Raw genomic sequence first — 17,567 nt, forward strand, 5'->3', positions numbered from 1 at the left:
GGCTATTTCAATTGGTGAAAGTGCTTAAATGTAGCTGTGATCACAATAACCCCTAGGATGCAAATAGGCAGCCAAATGATGATAAACGGATCGTAAGCATCTGTATACGCAGCTAAAGCAGCTCCTAGGCAGTAAAAGACAATAGAACCGATTCGCAGCAAGCTCACATGTTGAATAGGGGCTTTTCTTTTTTCCCGATTTGATAAGCGTTGCGCCAAATCTTCAAATAAGTTAGCAAGTGTACTCGTTAAAACTGTTGTAGAAATGCCAGCGACATTTAATTTGCGTGCGGCCGCCGTTTGCATGCCCATCGCCATACTTAAAAGGATAATCAGCATAAAATAAGCACCTTGCGTATAAGGAAAAATGGTCATAAGAGCAAATAGAAGCAAGATGATGACTTCTATGATAAAGATGCGTGTAACGGCTTTTGGCCAAAATGTTTTTTCTTGTTTTCCACCTATGACAACAGCTAGTAAAACACCTAGAACAAATCCGCTAAGTGCCGTGATGGAATGAAGAGCGGTTAACTGCAATGAACTGCCTGCTGCAATGCCAAGCAGTACTATATTTCCCGTCATATTTGCTGTAAACACGTGCCCTAGGCTTAAATAGCCAATAACATCCACTATTCCTGCGGTAAGACATAAGAACATCAGGGCAATGTTTCGTATTGAGTGTGCGGTCAAAATGGTCATCCCTTTCTTTCTCTCTAATGAATAAGTGTAACGCTTAATGACCGCGTATGTCCATTTTATGAGCTGGTAACATGTCCTGCAGCTGATATAAAACTTGTCGAAAAGAATCATCATTCACATGGTGCCTCATTTGCCGGAATGGGTCGCCTTTTTCCTTTAGACGTTTCATAACAGCCGGCATCGTAAATAAAGAAGGGTGACATTCTTCGCTGTTTAATTCTTCCCATTCAATCGGTGTTGCAACAAGTCCGAGCTCGTTTCCTCTCGGGGAATACGGGGCGATGATTGTTTTTCCAGCATCATGTTGAAGGTAGTCTAAATATAAACGGTTGCCGCGGTTTTTCTTTAGACGCTCTAGCGTAAACAGCTCGGGTGCTTGTTCACATAAAAATTGGCAGATGAACGCAGTGAATTGTCTAGTTTGTTCATATGTGAAGGCATTTTTCTTCAATGGGATATAAACTTGTAGCCCTTTCCCACCACTTGTTTTAATAAATGCGGTGAGAAAGAGTCCATCTAAAATGACCTTGATTCGTTTGGCTGCTTCTATTGCTAGGTGAAACTCTTTAACAGAAGGCGGATCTAAATCAAATACAATTTCTACAGGCCGATCTGTATCTCTCGTTTCAAAAGGAATATGAAATTCCATCGCCAGCTGGTTACCAAGCCAAAGCAACGTGTCAGGATCATTACAGATTGTGTAATTAATATCGTGCGCTTGATCTGTCTCAACAAAATCAGGCGCATAATCGGGCGTTGCCTTTTGATAAAAAGATTCTCCACCAGTGCCATGAGGAAAGCGTATTAACGTAAGACGTCTTTCACGTAAAAAGGGTAATAAATAGGGAGCGGCTTGCCTCAAATAAAGTAAGTAATCTGCCTTTGTGATATGAAGGGCAGGTACAACCGGTTTCTCTGGGTGGGTGACGTCAATCATAGCTGGGAGCGGATAAAGCTGTTTGAGCATGTGTTGAAAGGTGCACGTTGCTGGATCTGCATCGAATAAAAACGAAGAAAACCGGGGCTCTCGTAAGGCTGATCCATCAAAAGAGATACAGGCAATTTTTACGACAATGGATGGTGGGATTTCATAATGTGATGCTCCAGTCATTTGACCTTTGGTTAGAAATAAGGTGCGCAGGGTTTGTTCTTCTTCTTTAGAAAAACCATGCTTAAATTGGACAACCTCTACGAGATTCGTTTCTTGATAAAGACATCCTTGAAAATAGCCATTGTCTTTATTAAAACGAGTCACGATGACAGATACATACCGCCAATTTTTGATTTTGAGCCATTCTTTCGAGCGGGTATGCTCCTGCCATTTACTCATCTTCTTTTTAGCAACTAATCCTTCCGCTAAATAGGTCGTCATGATTTTTTTCATGTCATCAGGGCTGCTATCGGCTTGGATGATTTGAAGAAGAGAGGGGTGATTCAGCTGAACGAAGGGAGGAATATTTGCTGCTTGGAACACCTCATGTAGCTCAGCTTTTCTTTCAATCAGCGGTAAATCAACGAGGGATTTCCCTTTAAATCTCAATAGATCAAATGCAATCAAATGACATGGAAACCGCATAGCCTGGCGTTGAATGGTTTCTGTGTTTTTCAGCCGGACTCTTTGCTGAACCTTTGTAAAGTCGCTTTCTTGTTCACTCAGTAAAAAGACCAATTCTCCATCTAGGGTCAGCGGTAAAAAAGGTGCAAGCTGCTTTGTTAGTTGCTGGCACTGATCAATGACTTCAGGAAATTGTTCATTTAATCGCTTTCCGGCTCTGCTCTCTAAATGGATGGTGTCTTTTTCCAAAATAAGAATGGCCCTGAAGCCGTCATATTTTAATTCATACAGCCAGTCTGCTCCAACAGGAATATCATGTGCAGACGTTAAACGCATCGGTTTCATTGTGTTTTTCACTTCCTTACATCATGTGTTCTTAGAGTGGGATGAAATTTTCATAAACATACATAACTCAGATGAAAACATTGCATAGTAAGGAGAAAAGAACGGAGGCGTTACGATGCATACAGTATGGAAGGGTGGCATTAGCTTCGGACTGGTGAATATTCCAGTCAAGCTGTTTACCGCTACAGAAAACAAAGATATTAAATTAAGACAGCTTCATAAAGAATGCCATACGCCGATTAATTACAAAAAGGTTTGTGCTAACTGCGGCGAGGAGGTAGCGCCAGAGCAAATTGTAAAAGCGTACGAGTATGCCAAAAATAAATTCATTGAATTGGATGAGGAAGAACTCGAAAGGCTGAGAAAAGAAAATGAAGAAAAAGCCGTCGAAATCATTGATTTTGTGAAGATAGAAGAGATCGACCCCATCTATTATGAAAGAAGTTATTTTCTATCTCCAGATACCGGCGGAGCAAAGGCTTATTCATTATTAAGAAAAGCGTTACAAGAATCAGGGAAAATCGGTGTAGCCAAGATCATGATTCGCTCAAAGGAGCAATTAGCGATTGTTAGGTGCTACGAACATATTTTACTAATGGAAACCATTCATTTCCCTGACGAAATTAGGCAAGTATCAGATGTCCCGAATATCCCGCAAGAGGAAAATATCGTGAAGAAAGAGTTGGATACAGCACTCCTTTTAATTGAGCAGCTGACCACCACATTCGATCCAGCCGCTTATCGCGATGAATACAGAGAGCAGCTGATGAATGTAATTGGAGACAAAATCTCTGGAGAACATACCGTTCAACCAGCAACGACAGGTAAAAAAGAGGCTTCATCCAATGTCACCGATTTGATGGCCGCTTTGCAGGCTTCTATCGATCGATCAAAACCTGAAAAAACGAAAAAAGCAGCACCTAAGAAAAGAAAAGCACCCGCCAAAAAAGAAAAGAATGCATAAAGAAAAGACCGCTCGCCAAAGGGCGGTCTTATTTTGGCTTCACCACATCCTGAATCGTCCCGTCTGTTCGGTGGATGACAACTGCTGTTCCTTTTTTAGATGAAATCTCTTTCGCGCGGTCGATGGCTTCCTGTTTCGTTTCTTTTACCTCACTTGCACGCTTCGCTTTTTCAGTTTGAACCGCCCAGCCTTCATCATGTTTCACGACATGCTGCGCATGATCCATGAGCTCAGGTCGTGCAGAGCTGCTTTTCTTAGAAGGAGTCACAGAACCATGAGAGTGAAAGTCCTCCATTTCTTTTTCCGTCGCATTCTTTTTCCACTCTTTCGCTTGATTGATCGCAATTGGAATCGCTCTACCTTCTTCATAGCCTTCCTGCACCATTTTGTTGGCAATCTCAAGTGCTTTTTTTCGAATGACTTTGTCTAGTGATTGGAATGAAGCTGGATAATCTTCCATTGTCCAAGGCATATTGAACGCTCCTTTCTTTTATTTGAACACCTTCCCCCATATGCAATGGATCAAACATTTCACCATCTCAATCCAATGGCTTGGTTGAAATACATCGTTTTGCTGAGGAAGAATGTTTTCAATTCCTGCACAATAGAAGATAGTAAAGGAGTGATTGAAATGATGATGAAAGGCTTGTATGAAGCACATTTACCTGTGAGTGATTTGAAGGCATCCATTTCTTTTTTTGAAAAATTGGAATTAACGCTTGCTCATGAAAATGAACGAGTGGCCTTTTTATGGATTGAGAAAGGAAAGAGCTGGCTCGGCCTTTGGAAGGTTGATATGTCCACTGTTCCATATCACCCAGCGACGCGACATGTGGCCTTCCAAATAGAAACATCCAGCCTTGACCAGATCAAAGAATGGCTGATAGAAAAAGGGATCAGCATACATCCGATGTTTGGCTTTTCGGAAGAGCAACAGCCTTTAGTACTTGATAATCCACCACAATTTCATGCCGCCATTTATTTTCTTGATCCCGATGGAAATCTGCTTGAATGTATTGCACCGCTAGAAATTGATGCAGCAGAACATCATGAGATGATGACATTTGAAGATTGGGAAAGAAAGAAAAATCCGTTTATTGATTGACAAAACCGCTCATTGTAACTATATTGATTACAACGGTGGTGAAGGAATGTGAAACAAATTAGCAGCAGGTATACCATTGCTGTTCATATCTTATCTTTTATTGCGGGTGTTTCAAAAGAGTGCACAGGGGATTTTATTGCAGAAAGTGTCAATTCAAATCCAGTCATTATCAGAAAAATGATGGCTATGCTCAAAAAGGCGGATCTCATTGAGATTCGCCGAGGAGTTGGCGGTGCTTCCTTAAAAAGGCCGGCAGAGGACATTACTCTACTAGATGTGTACCGGGCTGTGGATGTAATCGAAGATGAAGAGTTGTTTAATTTTCATCAACCAGTCATTGCGTGTCGAATTGGTCAAGCCATGGATACGAGACTGCGGAAAGAACTCAAAGAAGCACAGTCTGCACTTGAGCATCGCCTAAAACAAGTGACAATTAAGCAATTATTAATCGAGGCGGAGTAGAAAAAGCTCATACATAGAGCTTTTTTTACCCCTTCGTTGTAACCATTTTGATTATAACGAATGCTCTGATGTAAGAAACAAGCTGTTTCATTCAGGAACATCACCGTTGAACGAAAAATGAGGAGGTCAAATCAATGACATTATTAGTGACAGGTGCAACAGGACAACTTGGATCGCTCGTCGTGAAACATTTGCTCGCAAAAGTACCAGCTGAACAATTGGCGGTCAGTGTGCGAGATCCGCAAAAAGCAGTACATTTGAAGGAAGCTGGGGTGGATGTGCGCAAAGGAGACTTCACACAGCCGGATACACTTCAATCAGCGTTTCAAGGGATTGACCGTCTTTTGATCATTTCGTCTGGGGATGGAGAACGAGTGAAGCAGCATCTAAATGCCATCGAAGCAGCGAAAGCAGCGAATGTGTCATTTATTGCTTATACAAGTGTTGTCAATGCAAGAGAAAGTCAGCTTAACCTAGCACATGACCATGCAAAAACAGAAGAAGCGATTTTGGCCTCTGGCATCCCCCATGTTTTTTTAAGAAACAATTGGTATGTGGAAAATGAAAAAGATACGATTCTGGCATCAGTCAACGGAGCGCCGTTTATCAGCCCAATTGGTGAAGGTAAAGTCGGCTGGGCAACAAGAAATGACTATGCAGAAGCAGCAGCAAATGCGTTAACACTGCCGGCACATGATCAGGAAATCTATGAATTGTCAGGACCGCTTCGCACACACCCTGAACTTGCACAAATGGTCAGCAAGGTGAGCGGCAAAGAGGTCAAAGTAGAGCACATGGATATAGATACATTTGGAGAATTTTTAGCGTCAAATGGTGTACCGAAAGAAGCTGTTCCATTTGTCAAAGCGATGCAAAGCGGAATTCGCGATGGGGCATTAGCAGTCGAAAGCCATGATTTCGAAAAACTATTAGGCCGTTCTTTAACACCTCTTGAAGACGGAATACGTGAAATGATTTCAAAATAAACATGTCAAAACGCCCTGTAAAAAGGGCGTTTTTTTCATGTACCTTCACAAGCACGATATCCAAATTTTAAACAAATCCGTTCGTTGAAATTTCAGAAATTTGGGATTAAAATGAAATGAAGGTCCATTATTTAGTCATCAGATGACCAGACATAAATCAAGGTGCAGCAAAAGAAAGGAAGTTCGCCGATGAGAGTCAGTTTATTTGTCACCTGTTTAATTGACACTATGCAGCCACATGTAGGAAAGGCGACTGTCGAGGTGTTAGAGCGGCTCGGTGTTGAAGTCGAATTCCCTGAAGCACAAGTGTGCTGCGGGCAGCCCGCCTTTAACAGCGGCTATACAAAAGAAACAATCAAAGCGGCCAAAAATATGATGAAAGCCTTTGAATCAGCTGAATATGTCGTCACACCATCAGGTTCTTGTAAGGCCATGTTTTTAGAATATCCGCACCTTTTTAAAGAAGACCGAGCGTGGTTCGCCCGTGCTCAGGCACTTGCTGCGAAAACATATGAATTAACGGAATTTATTGTTGATATATTACATGTAACAGATGTAGGAGCGAGTTTGAAAGGAAAAGCCACCTATCATACCTCCTGCCATATGACGAGACTGCTTAGAATTAAGGAAGCGCCTTTCACACTGTTGTCAAATGTCAAAGATTTGGTGATGGAACCATTGCCTCGCGCTGAAAATTGCTGCGGATTTGGAGGAACTTTTTCAATCAAAATGACACCCATTTCTGAGCAGATGGTCGATGAAAAAGTACAAAGCATAGAGGAGGCAGGTGCTGAATATATCATCGGTGCTGACTGTGGATGTCTGCTCAATATCGGAGGAAGGCTGAATCGTCTTCATAAGCCAGTTAAAGTGATGCATATCGCAGAAGTGTTGAATAGCCGCTGAAGCTAAGAGGGGGAACGGCACATGAGTATGAAAATTGGAGAGAAGGCTTTTAAAGAGCGGATCGGCGAAGGATTAGAAGACGCTGTGATGAGAGGAGCTGTTTCCTCGGCACAGGAGCGTCTGTATAAAAGGCGGATGACTGCAAGTGAAGAGCTTGGAAACTGGGAAAAGTGGCGTGAACTTGGAGAGGACATCAGGCAGCATACACTTGCCCATCTTGATGACTACTTATATCAATTAAGTGAGAGCGTGAGTAGACGTGGAGGTCATGTGTTTTTTGCAAAAACAAAGGAAGAGGCATCGGCGTACATCCAAGATGTAGCACAAAAAAAAGCAGCAAAAAAGATCGTGAAATCAAAATCAATGGTCACAGAAGAAATTGAAATGAATGAAGCGCTAGAAGAGATTGGCTGCGAGGTAGTTGAAAGCGATCTTGGAGAATATATTCTTCAAGTTGATGACCATGAACCACCTTCACATATCGTGGCACCAGCCCTTCATATGACGAAAGAACAAATACGGGAAGTTTTTCACGAAAAGCTTGGATATGATATGTCAGAGACTCCTGAAGAAATGACCAAATTTGTAAGAGCTTTGTTACGAGAAAAATTTCTTGAAGCGGATATTGGTGTGACGGGCTGTAACTTTGCTGTGGCTGACACAGGATCGATTTGTCTTGTGACGAATGAAGGGAATGCGGATCTTGTCACGTCTATTCCAAAGACACATATCGCAGTCATGGGGATGGAGCGGCTTGTACCAACGATGGAGGAGCTCGATGTTCTTGTCGGTCTATTGTGCAGAAGCGCAGTCGGTCAAAAGTTAACAAGCTATATCTCTGTCGTGGGACCAAAAGGAGAAGGAGAGGTCGATGGACCAGAAGAGTTTCATTTGGTCATTGTGGATAACGGACGGTCAAATATATTAGGGACGGAATTTCAGCCAGTTTTGCAATGTATTCGGTGTGCAGCCTGTATCAATGTGTGCCCCGTTTACCGGCATGTTGGCGGTCATTCGTACGGATCAATTTACCCGGGGCCGATTGGCGCTGTTCTTTCGCCGCTACTTGGAGGATATGACGACTACCAAGAGCTTCCTTTCGCCTCAAGTTTATGCGCAGCCTGTACAGATGCTTGTCCAGTGAAAATTCCACTTCACGAATTATTAATCAAACATCGACAAGCCATCGTTGAAAAAGAGGGGAGAGCGCCTAAAGCGGAAATGATGGCAATGAAAATGTTCGGAATGGGCGCATCCACTCCTAGAATGTATCGATTTGGAACAAAAGCAGCCCCTGTGCTCTTGAAACGTATGGCTTCAAACGGACAGATTTCAAAAGGTGCGGGTCCTTTAAAGAATTGGACAGAAATTCGTGACCTCCCAGCGCCAAGCAAAGAAAGGTTTCGGGATTGGTTTAAAAAGAAACAAAAGGAGGAGCGGCAATGAAAGGAACCATTTCTCATCGAGATCCATTTTTAGCACATATCCAGCAACAATTAGGCAAAAGCTCCTCCAAGCCTGCATCTATTCGGCGTCCGGCTTGGAAGAATCGAGTCAATTGGGAAACAAATGAAGGTCTGTCGAAAGAAGAATTGGTAGAGCAATTGAAGATGCAATGTCAGCAAATTCATACGAGAGTGGTAGAAACAACGCCAAAAGAAGCACCCTCAACGTTACGATTATTGATGAAAGAGTATGGAGAAGGTCCTGTGATGACTTCGAGCGATAGACGTTTTGCACAATATGAATGTCATCCTATGTTGCAAGCCTTGCGGAAAGAAGGAATCTCAGTCACTAGCTGGAATGCAGATACATCAAGAGAAGAAAATATAAGGCAGGCAGAACAAGCGAAATATGCAGTGGTATTCAGTGATTACACACTTGCAGAATCCGGAACGGTTGTTCTTTCCTCCCATCAAGGTCAAGGGAGAGCACTTCATTTTTTACCGATGATGTATATCGTATGTATTGAAAAAAGCACAATTGTCCCGCGGATGATTCATGCTGTTTCAGCTCTTCATCGCTTAGTAGAAGAAGGAGAGCAGACGAAAGGCGCCATTCATTTTATATCAGGTCCAAGTAATTCTGCCGATATTGAAATGAATTTAGTGGTTGGTGTTCATGGGCCGGTGCGGGCTGTTTATGTATTAATAGATGATGAATGAGGCTTTCGTGAAGAAAGCCTTTTTTATGTAAACATTCTTAAAATTCATCTTGCTTCTAGGCGAATAGTCATAGTAAGATGACGTCATACAAGATGAGAAGCTCATCTACTGCTGATGTAAAGGAAGCTGCTAATGGAAATGAAGACAAATGCTCCAAAGAAGTCGATTGCGGTGCCGCTTGTGATCTCAATCATTGCGATTTCGTTTTCGGCCATTATTGTGAAGTGGTCAAGTGCGCCTGCTGCTATTTTAAGTATGTATCGAATGATATTTGCGGCGGTTTTGATGCTTCCGTTTATTCTGCCGCGTCAAAAAGAGTTTGTCTCGTTAAAGCGAAGAGACTGGTTTTTCTTATGTATGTCAGGTTTCTTTTTAGGGCTCCATTTTGTTTTGTGGTTCGGCTCATTGAAGCTCACCACAGTGGCGAGCTCTACAATCATCATTGCACTTCAGCCGATGGTGTCATTATTAGGCGGATTTCTCATTTTTCGTGAACGAACAACAAAGTCAGCCATTTTCACAATGTGTGCGGCGATTGTTGGTGCGCTCATGATCGGATGGGGGGATGTCGGACATAGCCAAGACGCCATTATAGGAGACATTTTATCCTTTTTCAGTGTAATCGCTGTTGTTTGTTATTTATTAATCGGTCAACAGGCTGTGAGAAAGATATCTCATTGGATTTATAGTTTTTGTGTATTTGGTTTTGCCGGCCTTTTTTTAATTTTATTTAACCTTATACAGCAAACGCCTTTTGTAGGCTATTCGGGTAAAGAATGGGGGATTTTCTTACTGCTCGCCATTATCCCTACCATGTCCCATGTCATTAACAACTGGCTGTTAACCTATGTGAATGCGACAACTATTTCAATGAGTATTCTAGGCGAACCTGTTGGGGCAACGATACTCGCTGTTTTACTGCTTGGAGAGAAAGTCACGCTGCTGCAAATGTTCGGTGGTCTTCTTGTCCTTTTAGGTGTCTTTTTCTTTTTGATGCAGCAGCGACAAGGAATCGTGATGAAAACAAAAAAATCCGGTTAACTCCCGGATTTTTTTACTCTTTTAAATGATTTTTTTCAATTACTTTGTTTAATCTAGCCTCGACTTTCTTCAATTCCACTTGTTTTCTTCTTATCATTCGAATCGCGATGACAACGATGGTCACGATCAATGCAATGAATAGAAGAGAAAATACTTGGAATACGATATCCCCAATGTTGAATGCAGTATTCGCTTCATTAGGCATGTGTAACCCTCCTTATATCTATATATTACCATAATCAATAAAAGATTGAGATTTATCCATAATTTATCTATAATAGGTAAAATATCACTCATTAAAGGAGAACCATTATGAGAACTTTAGTCCTTTTACGAGGTCTCCCAGGTGCAGGTAAATCAACTTGGATCAAAGAACAAGGCTTAGAACCATATACATTATCAGCGGATCAAATCCGTCTGTTAACCCAGCCTCCGCAGTTATCAGTCAATGGGAAACCGGAAATTTCAAGCAAACATGATCATAAAGTCTGGTCTTTATTATTTGAACTCCTCACAGCCAGAATGGAACGAGGAGACTTTACTGTCATTGATGCAACACATGTCACAAGTAAGTCCATTTCGCAGTATAAATCATTAGCTACTTCATACCGCTATAGAGTGTATGTCGTCGATTTTACGCAAGTGCGTCTTGAAACATCCCTGCTGCAAAATCGCGGTCGAGAGCCGCACAAAGTAGTGAAGGAATCTGTGTTATATCAAATGAATGAACGGTTAAAGACAGAGAAGGTGCCTTCATGGGTAACCGTTTTGACGCCTGAGGAATATCCAGCCATTATGACTTATCAGCCCAGGTCTTTTGATCAGTATGAGGCCATTCACGTCTTCGGTGATATTCACGGCTGTTACACAGCTCTAAATACTTATTTGCAAGGAGACTTGAAAGAAAACGAGCTTTATATCTTTGCAGGTGATTTGCTTGATAGAGGAATAGAAAACAAGGAAGTTTTAGAATGGATGCTGGCACATAGAGAATGCCGCAATGTGATTGTCATTGAAGGAAATCATGATCAGCATCTTTACAAATATGCACATGAAGAAAAAGTGAGAAGCAATATGTTTAACCGTCATACTGCGCCTGAAATTGCGGAAGCAGGTTTTGACCTAAAAGAATTAAGGAAGTTTGTCAGAACATTTCATCAGCTCACCTATTTTACGTATCATGGTCAGACATTTCTTGTCACCCATGGTGGGCTTGCTCATTTGCCAGAAGAGCTTCTGCATGTCTCATCGCAGCAGCTTATTCACGGAGTAGGTGAATATTCAGATGACATTGACCACTTATTTGTCCAAAACACTTCTGGATTAGATATCATTCAAATTCATGGTCATCGCAATTTATATAGACTGCCTATCCAAGCGGCGGATAGATCTTATAATCTCGAAGGTCAGGTTGAATTTGGCGGACAGCTGCGTGTGTTAAAAATCACAGCAGGCGGGATTGAGACACATGAAATTGACAATCCTGTCTACAGAGCTTCTGAAAACAAGCAACCGGTCTTTGTTCAGCCCAATGTGACGCTGGATGATTTTTTAGCCCATTTAGATCAGCATGAATATGTACAGGAATTAAAGCTGCCACACGATATTTCATCTTTTAATTTCACGAAAAAAGCATTTAGTGAAAGACAATGGGATGAAATAAATGTCAAAGCAAGAGGGTTGTTTATCAATATGACTTCAAAGCAGATTGTGTCTAGAAGTTATAATAAGTTCTTTAATATTGATGAACGTCCTGAAACCAGAATGCAGCATTTAGTGAATCATCTTCAATTTCCTGTGACGGTCTATGATAAAGCAAATGGATACTTAGGTACGGTTGGGTTTAACGACATAAAAGATGAACTGGTGTTTACGTCCAAATCGTATACGTCACATGTGAAGCAAAATCAGCATGCTGCTTGGGTCGAAGAGCTATTTTATGCGACCTTTGACGATGTGCAGGTCGATTACATCAAATCATATGTACGCGACAACCATGTATCCCTTGTATTTGAAGTCATTTTGTCAGAGAAAGACCCGCATATTATCACATATGATCATGATCAACTCATTTTACTTGATATCGTGAAGCGTCAGCTGAGCTATGAAAAAGAACCATTTGCTGAAGTGAAAAGGCTCAGTGAACAGCTTGGCATGCGGTGCAAACAGCAAGTGGCAGTGTTTCATGATTGGACCTCTTTCTATAAATGGTATCAATCTGTATCACATGATGACACAATCAAAGAAGAAGGCTATGTCATTGAGGATAACAGCGGCTTTATGACCAAGTTAAAGCTTCCTTATTATCAATTTTGGAAGCAAATGCGATCCATTAAACAGCGTGTTGCAGATAAGCGCTCCACCCAAAAATATATGCAGGCTTTGCAAACAGCAGAGCAAGCAAGATTTTATACATGGCTGCTCGAGCAAGATCCAGTAAACGTGAGAAACTGCTCAATCATTGAGCTGCGTTCACAATTTGAGCAAACGGAAGCGGGCCATTTGAATAATGACGGAATAAATGCATAGTCTAACAAAGAGTCTTTTCTAAAGAAAAGGCTTTTTTTCATGAAATCGAAAGGTGGAAGCTGAAATGCCAGATCATATTGAAGTCATTCTTCGAACCATATTTGCTTTTGCTATTTTATTCGGCGGTGCCCGTCTTCTTGGAAAGCAAACCATTGCGCAAATGAATATTTTTGATTTCATTGCAGCGATCAGTCTAGGTTCAATTGCGGCGAACCTGGCGTTTAATACTACGCTTCCGCTTCATCACACAACCATTTCTTTTGTGACACTTGTGATCATTATTTATGTGATTTCTTTACTTGCTTTAAGAAGCCGGAAGGTGAGAGGATTTATGGCCGGTAAACCAACGCTTGTGATTCAAAATGGCAAAATCCTTGAAGAGAATATGAAAGGAATGAGGTATACACTTGATTATTTAAATCAACAGCTCCGAGAAAAGAATGTGTTTGACATTAGTGAAGTTGAATTTGCAATGATTGAAACAGATGGGCATATGTCAGTGAAAAAATACCCTTCATTTGATTATGTCACGCGAAAAGATCTTAACCTGTGGAAGCAGGCAGAGCGTTACATGCCCATTGAAGTCATTATGGACGGAAAGCTCATTTTGAAAAACCTTCAAGAAAACCAATTAACGGAGCAGTGGATCTATGAAGAACTTCAAAAAAGGCAGCTGTCTTTAAAAGACATTGTTTATGCGGTTCGATCAAGTAATGGCAGTTTATATATTGATACATATGACGATCACATCCATTCTCCAATTGATCAAGAATGAATATGTAGTACGGACGACACCCGCGCGTCACAGAACTGCCAATATTTATAAGTCGTTTGGATGTCATCTATCTAGGTATCATTTCTCAATTATTATTATTTTTAGAAAATGTAGTGACGGAGAAAAATAAGTATGTTTAAGTATAAATAGAAGAATTTAAAATATTAATATAATATACATCAAGCGGAATGAACATTCATTCCTATTATAACGAAAGGAGAGGATGAAATGCCCGCAGCAACTACTGATAAACAGGAGCAGATTATGAAGGCTTCTCTGGACTTATTTATTGAACGGGGTTTTGACGGTACAACGATGCCGATGATTTCGAAAAGAGCCAATGTTGGAGCAGGAACTATTTATCGTTATTTTGATAGTAAAGAGGCTCTTGTGAACATTTTATACCAGCGAAGCCTGACTGCATTTATCGACAAGGTGAATACAAACAGTCCAGACCCTAAAGCAAGTATCAGGGCTTATTTCAAACATGTCTTTTACTGCTTAGTGCTCTTTACAAAAGAGAATCCAAGTGGTCTGTACTTCTTAGAAATTGACAAACGCTCTCACTATTTAGATGAGACAAGTAAAGAGAAGATGCAGCAGCTATTAAATGAGCTATTTCATATTTTTGAAGAAGGCAAAAAGGATGGAATTCATCCAAATCTTTCAGGGAGAACGATTTTATCCATTGTATTTGGAGCGTTCGTTCAGCTTCATAAACAGATTCTAGCAGAGGAAATTGAGCCAACCATTGAATTTTTAGAAGATATTGAGCAATGCTTATGGCGTGCCATTAGCGTTGCATCATAAAGAAATAAAGGGAGTGGGCACATGCAACAAACATCAATCATTCCAAAACCAAAAACATACGGACCTTTAAAAAATATTCCTCATATCAAAAAAGGAGAGCTTTCTCAAACCTTTTGGCGGCTGGCAGATGAATTAGGGCCGATCTTTCAGTTTGAATTTTCAAAAGCAACAAGTATTTTTGTTTCCAGCCATGAACTTGCCAAAGAAGTATTTGATGAGAGGCGTTTTGATAAATTCATTGGAAGCAGTCTCAATAAAGTGAGAACATTTTCAGGGGATGGGTTATTCACAAGTTGGACAGAAGAGCCGAATTGGAGAAAGGCTCATCACATCTTGATGCCGGCGTTTAGCCAGCAGGCCATGAAGGGCTATCATGAGATGATGCTCGATATTGCCACACAGCTTGTACAAAAATGGCAAAGAACGGGTCGTGATGAAGAAATTGAAGTAGCAGAGGATATGACAAAGCTCACTTTAGATACGATCGGGCTATGCGGTTTTGATTTTCGATTTAACAGCTTTTACAAAGAAAATCAACATCCATTTATTGAAAGCATGCTGAATGGCTTAAATGAAGCGATGGATCAAGCAAGCAGATTGCCGGTCGCAGATAAATTAATGATCAAAAGAAGAAAAGAATTTGAACAAGATGTTGAATTTATGAAGAAATTAGTAGATGACATTATTCAAGAACGGAAAAAACAAGATAAAACGGGCAATGATTTACTTTCTCTCATGCTACATGCAAAGGATCCTGAAACAGGTGAACGCCTGTCAGATGAAAATATCCGTTATCAAATCATTACCTTCTTAATAGCAGGTCATGAAACAACAAGTGGATTGTTGTCATTTGCGATTTATTTTTTACTAAAAAATCCAGACAAATTAAAAAAAGCCGTACAAGAAGCAGACGACGTGCTACAAGGCGGACTGCCGACATTTAAGCAGGTTCAAAAACTAAGTTATACGCGTATGGTCTTAAATGAAGCACTTCGCCTCTGGCCGACTGCGCCTACGTTCTCTCTTTATGCGAAAGAGGATACAGTCATTGGAGGGAAATATCCGATCAAAAAAAACCAAAGTGTCAGTGTGTTGCTTCCTAAAATACATCGGGATCAAGCGGTTTGGGGGAAGGATGCAGAAGAATTCAAGCCTGAACGTTTTATGCATCCTGAAAAAATTCCACAGCATGCCTATAAACCGTTCGGAAATGGCCAGCGTGCATGTATTGGGATGCAATTTGCCCTTCATGAAGCCACGATGGTTCTGGCGATGGTTCTGCACAACCTTGAACTGATTGACCATACGTCGTATGAACTGGATTTAAAAGAATCTCTGACGATTAAGCCGAATGATTTTAAAATCAAAGTGCGGCCAAGAAAGCAGCAATTCTTTATGGCGCCTCCGAAAGAAGAACCAACAAAAAGCACGGCATCTGCTGAAGTGAAAATAGCGAGTCATGGAACACCGCTATTGGTCTTGTACGGATCAAATCTTGGCACAGCAAAGCAGATGGCAAACGAATTTGCTGAAGACGGGAAAGCAAAAGGGTTTGACGTGACAACGGCACCGCTTGATGATTATACTCGAAAGTTACCAGAGTCAGGCGCAGTTTTAATTGTAACGGCTTCATACAACGGTCATCCGCCTGATCATGCGAAACAGTTTGTGGATTGGGTGACGCAGGATGAGGAGCAAGATCTATCAAATGTGACATTTGCAGTCTTTGGGTGCGGGGATCGAAATTGGGCGAGCACGTATCAGCGTATTCCTCGTCTGATTGATGAAGCACTTGAAAGAAAAGGGGCGAAGCGTGTAACGGATATTGGTGAAGGCGATGCGGGCGGTGATATGGATGAAGATAAAGAAACATTCCAGAAGACAGTCTTCGATGAGCTTGCAAAAGAATTCAATTTAACCTTGCAGGAGAAACGCCAAGAAAAGCCAAACCTATCCATTGCATATACGAATGAGCTAGTGGAACGTCCTGTTGCTAAAACATATGGTGCCTTTTCAGCTGTTGTATTGAAAAATCAAGAATTACAATCTGAAAGAAGTACCCGCCAAACAAGGCATATCGAACTTCAGTTACCTGAAGGCAAGCACTATAAAGAAGGAGATCATATCGGAATCGTGCCAAAAAATAGTGCAACACTCGTTCAGCGAGTGACCGATCATTTCAAGCTGGATCCAGAGCAGCACATGATACTCTCTTCGGAAAAAGAAGCAAGTCATTTACCATTAAATCAGCCAATTCAAGTCGGAGAATTGCTGGCGTCACATGTAGAGCTGCAAGAGCCTGTGACACGTACTCAGCTAAGAGAACTTGCAAAATATACGGTATGCCCACCTCATCGTATTGAACTTGAACAAATGGCGGGAGAAATTTATCAAGAAGCTGTATTAAAGAAGCGTGTGACCATGCTTGATTTACTAGAACAATACGAAGCATGTGAACTGCCATTTGATCATTTTTTAGCCCTTTTACCAGGATTGAAGCCTCGTTATTACTCGATCTCCAGTTCGCCAAAGGTAGATGAAAAGAGGCTTAGTATCACAGTAGCTGTTGTGAAAGGAAAATCATGGAGCGGACGCGGTGAATACGCAGGCGTCGCATCAAACTATTTATGCGGACTGCAAGAAGGAGATGAAGTGGCCTGCTTCCTTCATGAAGCTCAAGCAGGATTCGAATTGCCGCCTTCTCCTGAAATACCAATGATCATGATTGGACCAGGAACAGGTATCGCCCCGTTTAGAGGGTTCATTCAGGCAAGGGAAGCATGGCAAAATGAAGGGAAGTCGTTAGGTGAAGCCCATCTTTATTTTGGCTGCCGCCACCCGCATGAAGATGATCTGTATTATGACGAAATGCAGCTTGCAGAACAAAAAGGAGTCGTCACCATCCACCGTGCTTACTCTCGCTACGAGGAGCAAAAAGTGTATGTCCAGCACTTCATTAAAAATGATGGAGCCAAGCTCATTGAATTGCTCGACAAAGGCGCCTACCTGTATATTTGCGGGGATGGAAAGGTCATGGCACCAGATGTCGAGGCAACACTTATTGAATTGTATCAGACTGAGAAACAGTGTGCGAAAGAAACAGCTGAACAATGGCTGACATCTTTAGCCAATGACAACAGATATGTAAAAGATGTATGGAGCTGATCATGTTGAAAAGAAGACAAAGGGCTAAAATAAATCACATTTTAGCCCTTCGTCAACAATC

The 17,567-nt window shown here is 41.4% G+C and carries 16 protein-coding genes; 12 read left to right on the forward strand and 4 right to left on the reverse strand.

What is annotated here, in order from left to right:
* Window positions 1-2: 2 nt before the first annotated feature.
* Window positions 3-698 carry a YoaK family protein gene (locus MKY11_RS08915; protein WP_008343947.1) on the reverse strand — a complete coding sequence of 232 codons (696 nt, stop codon included), beginning with the start codon at window positions 696-698 and terminating at the stop codon, window positions 3-5.
* A gap of 34 nt (window positions 699-732) precedes the next feature.
* Window positions 733-2,598: a DNA ligase D gene (locus MKY11_RS08920; RefSeq protein WP_342502058.1), complete on the reverse strand. Its 1,866-nt coding sequence runs from the start codon at window positions 2,596-2,598 to the stop codon at window positions 733-735.
* Window positions 2,599-2,713: 115 nt separating this feature from the next.
* Here MKY11_RS08920 and MKY11_RS08925 point away from each other — a divergent pair, with 115 nt between their 5' ends.
* On the forward strand, window positions 2,714-3,562 hold the full coding sequence (locus tag MKY11_RS08925) for a Ku protein (protein ID WP_007499384.1): 849 nt from the start codon (window positions 2,714-2,716) through the stop codon (window positions 3,560-3,562).
* 28 nt (window positions 3,563-3,590) lie between these two features.
* On the opposite strand, the gene MKY11_RS08930 is transcribed toward MKY11_RS08925, so the two are convergent.
* Entirely contained in the window at window positions 3,591-4,034 is a 444-nt protein-coding gene (locus tag MKY11_RS08930) for a DUF2188 domain-containing protein (RefSeq protein ID WP_007499382.1), read from the reverse strand.
* A 159-nt stretch (window positions 4,035-4,193) separates the two neighbouring features.
* On the opposite strand from MKY11_RS08930, the gene MKY11_RS08935 reads away from it, so the two are divergent.
* The 7 genes from MKY11_RS08935 to MKY11_RS08965 all read left to right on the forward strand — a co-directional run bounded on the left by MKY11_RS08935 (window position 4,194) and on the right by MKY11_RS08965 (window position 10,227).
* Window positions 4,194-4,667 carry a VOC family protein gene (locus MKY11_RS08935; protein WP_051404169.1) on the forward strand — a complete coding sequence of 158 codons (474 nt, stop codon included), beginning with the start codon at window positions 4,194-4,196 and terminating at the stop codon, window positions 4,665-4,667.
* A gap of 48 nt (window positions 4,668-4,715) precedes the next feature.
* Window positions 4,716-5,129, forward strand: a complete 414-nt coding sequence (locus MKY11_RS08940; protein ID WP_041507230.1) for an Rrf2 family transcriptional regulator — start codon at window positions 4,716-4,718, stop codon at window positions 5,127-5,129.
* Window positions 5,130-5,263: 134 nt separating this feature from the next.
* On the forward strand, window positions 5,264-6,115 hold the full coding sequence (locus tag MKY11_RS08945; protein WP_342502059.1) for an SDR family oxidoreductase: 852 nt from the start codon (window positions 5,264-5,266) through the stop codon (window positions 6,113-6,115).
* A gap of 189 nt (window positions 6,116-6,304) precedes the next feature.
* A complete protein-coding gene (locus MKY11_RS08950; protein WP_007499377.1) occupies window positions 6,305-7,021 on the forward strand; it encodes a (Fe-S)-binding protein in 717 nt (238 codons plus the stop codon).
* 21 nt (window positions 7,022-7,042) lie between these two features.
* Window positions 7,043-8,467 carry a LutB/LldF family L-lactate oxidation iron-sulfur protein gene (locus MKY11_RS08955; RefSeq protein WP_039167696.1) on the forward strand — a complete coding sequence of 475 codons (1,425 nt, stop codon included), beginning with the start codon at window positions 7,043-7,045 and terminating at the stop codon, window positions 8,465-8,467.
* Window positions 8,464-9,186, forward strand: coding sequence for a lactate utilization protein C (locus MKY11_RS08960; protein WP_058337587.1), 723 nt, complete (start codon window positions 8,464-8,466; stop codon window positions 9,184-9,186). The genes MKY11_RS08955 and MKY11_RS08960 overlap by 4 nt, the downstream gene beginning before the upstream one ends.
* Before the next feature lie 132 nt (window positions 9,187-9,318).
* Window positions 9,319-10,227: a DMT family transporter gene (locus tag MKY11_RS08965; RefSeq protein ID WP_039167701.1), complete on the forward strand. Its 909-nt coding sequence runs from the start codon at window positions 9,319-9,321 to the stop codon at window positions 10,225-10,227.
* Window positions 10,228-10,240: 13 nt separating this feature from the next.
* Here the strand turns inward: MKY11_RS08965 and MKY11_RS08970 are convergent, their stop codons facing one another.
* The gene (locus MKY11_RS08970) at window positions 10,241-10,432 is read right to left on the reverse strand and encodes a hypothetical protein (RefSeq protein WP_035391946.1); all 192 of its coding nucleotides are present in this window, start codon (window positions 10,430-10,432) and stop codon (window positions 10,241-10,243) included.
* A 107-nt stretch (window positions 10,433-10,539) separates the two neighbouring features.
* On the opposite strand from MKY11_RS08970, the gene MKY11_RS08975 reads away from it, so the two are divergent.
* The 4 genes from MKY11_RS08975 to MKY11_RS08990 all read left to right on the forward strand — a co-directional run bounded on the left by MKY11_RS08975 (window position 10,540) and on the right by MKY11_RS08990 (window position 17,506).
* Entirely contained in the window at window positions 10,540-12,756 is a 2,217-nt protein-coding gene (locus MKY11_RS08975) for an RNA ligase (RefSeq protein ID WP_342502060.1), read from the forward strand.
* 64 nt (window positions 12,757-12,820) lie between these two features.
* Window positions 12,821-13,531, forward strand: a complete 711-nt coding sequence (locus MKY11_RS08980; protein WP_342502061.1) for a DUF421 domain-containing protein — start codon at window positions 12,821-12,823, stop codon at window positions 13,529-13,531.
* Between the two features lie 228 nt (window positions 13,532-13,759).
* Window positions 13,760-14,341: a TetR/AcrR family transcriptional regulator gene (locus MKY11_RS08985; protein ID WP_007499369.1), complete on the forward strand. Its 582-nt coding sequence runs from the start codon at window positions 13,760-13,762 to the stop codon at window positions 14,339-14,341.
* Between the two features lie 21 nt (window positions 14,342-14,362).
* Complete coding sequence (locus MKY11_RS08990) at window positions 14,363-17,506, forward strand: bifunctional cytochrome P450/NADPH--P450 reductase (protein WP_342502062.1); 3,144 nt, start codon at window positions 14,363-14,365, stop codon at window positions 17,504-17,506.
* Window positions 17,507-17,567: the final 61 nt, after the last annotated feature.

Source organism: Bacillus sp. FSL W7-1085 (genome assembly GCF_038595035.1).
In the GTDB taxonomy this organism is placed as follows: Bacteria; Bacillota; Bacilli; order Bacillales; family Bacillaceae; genus Bacillus; species Bacillus altitudinis.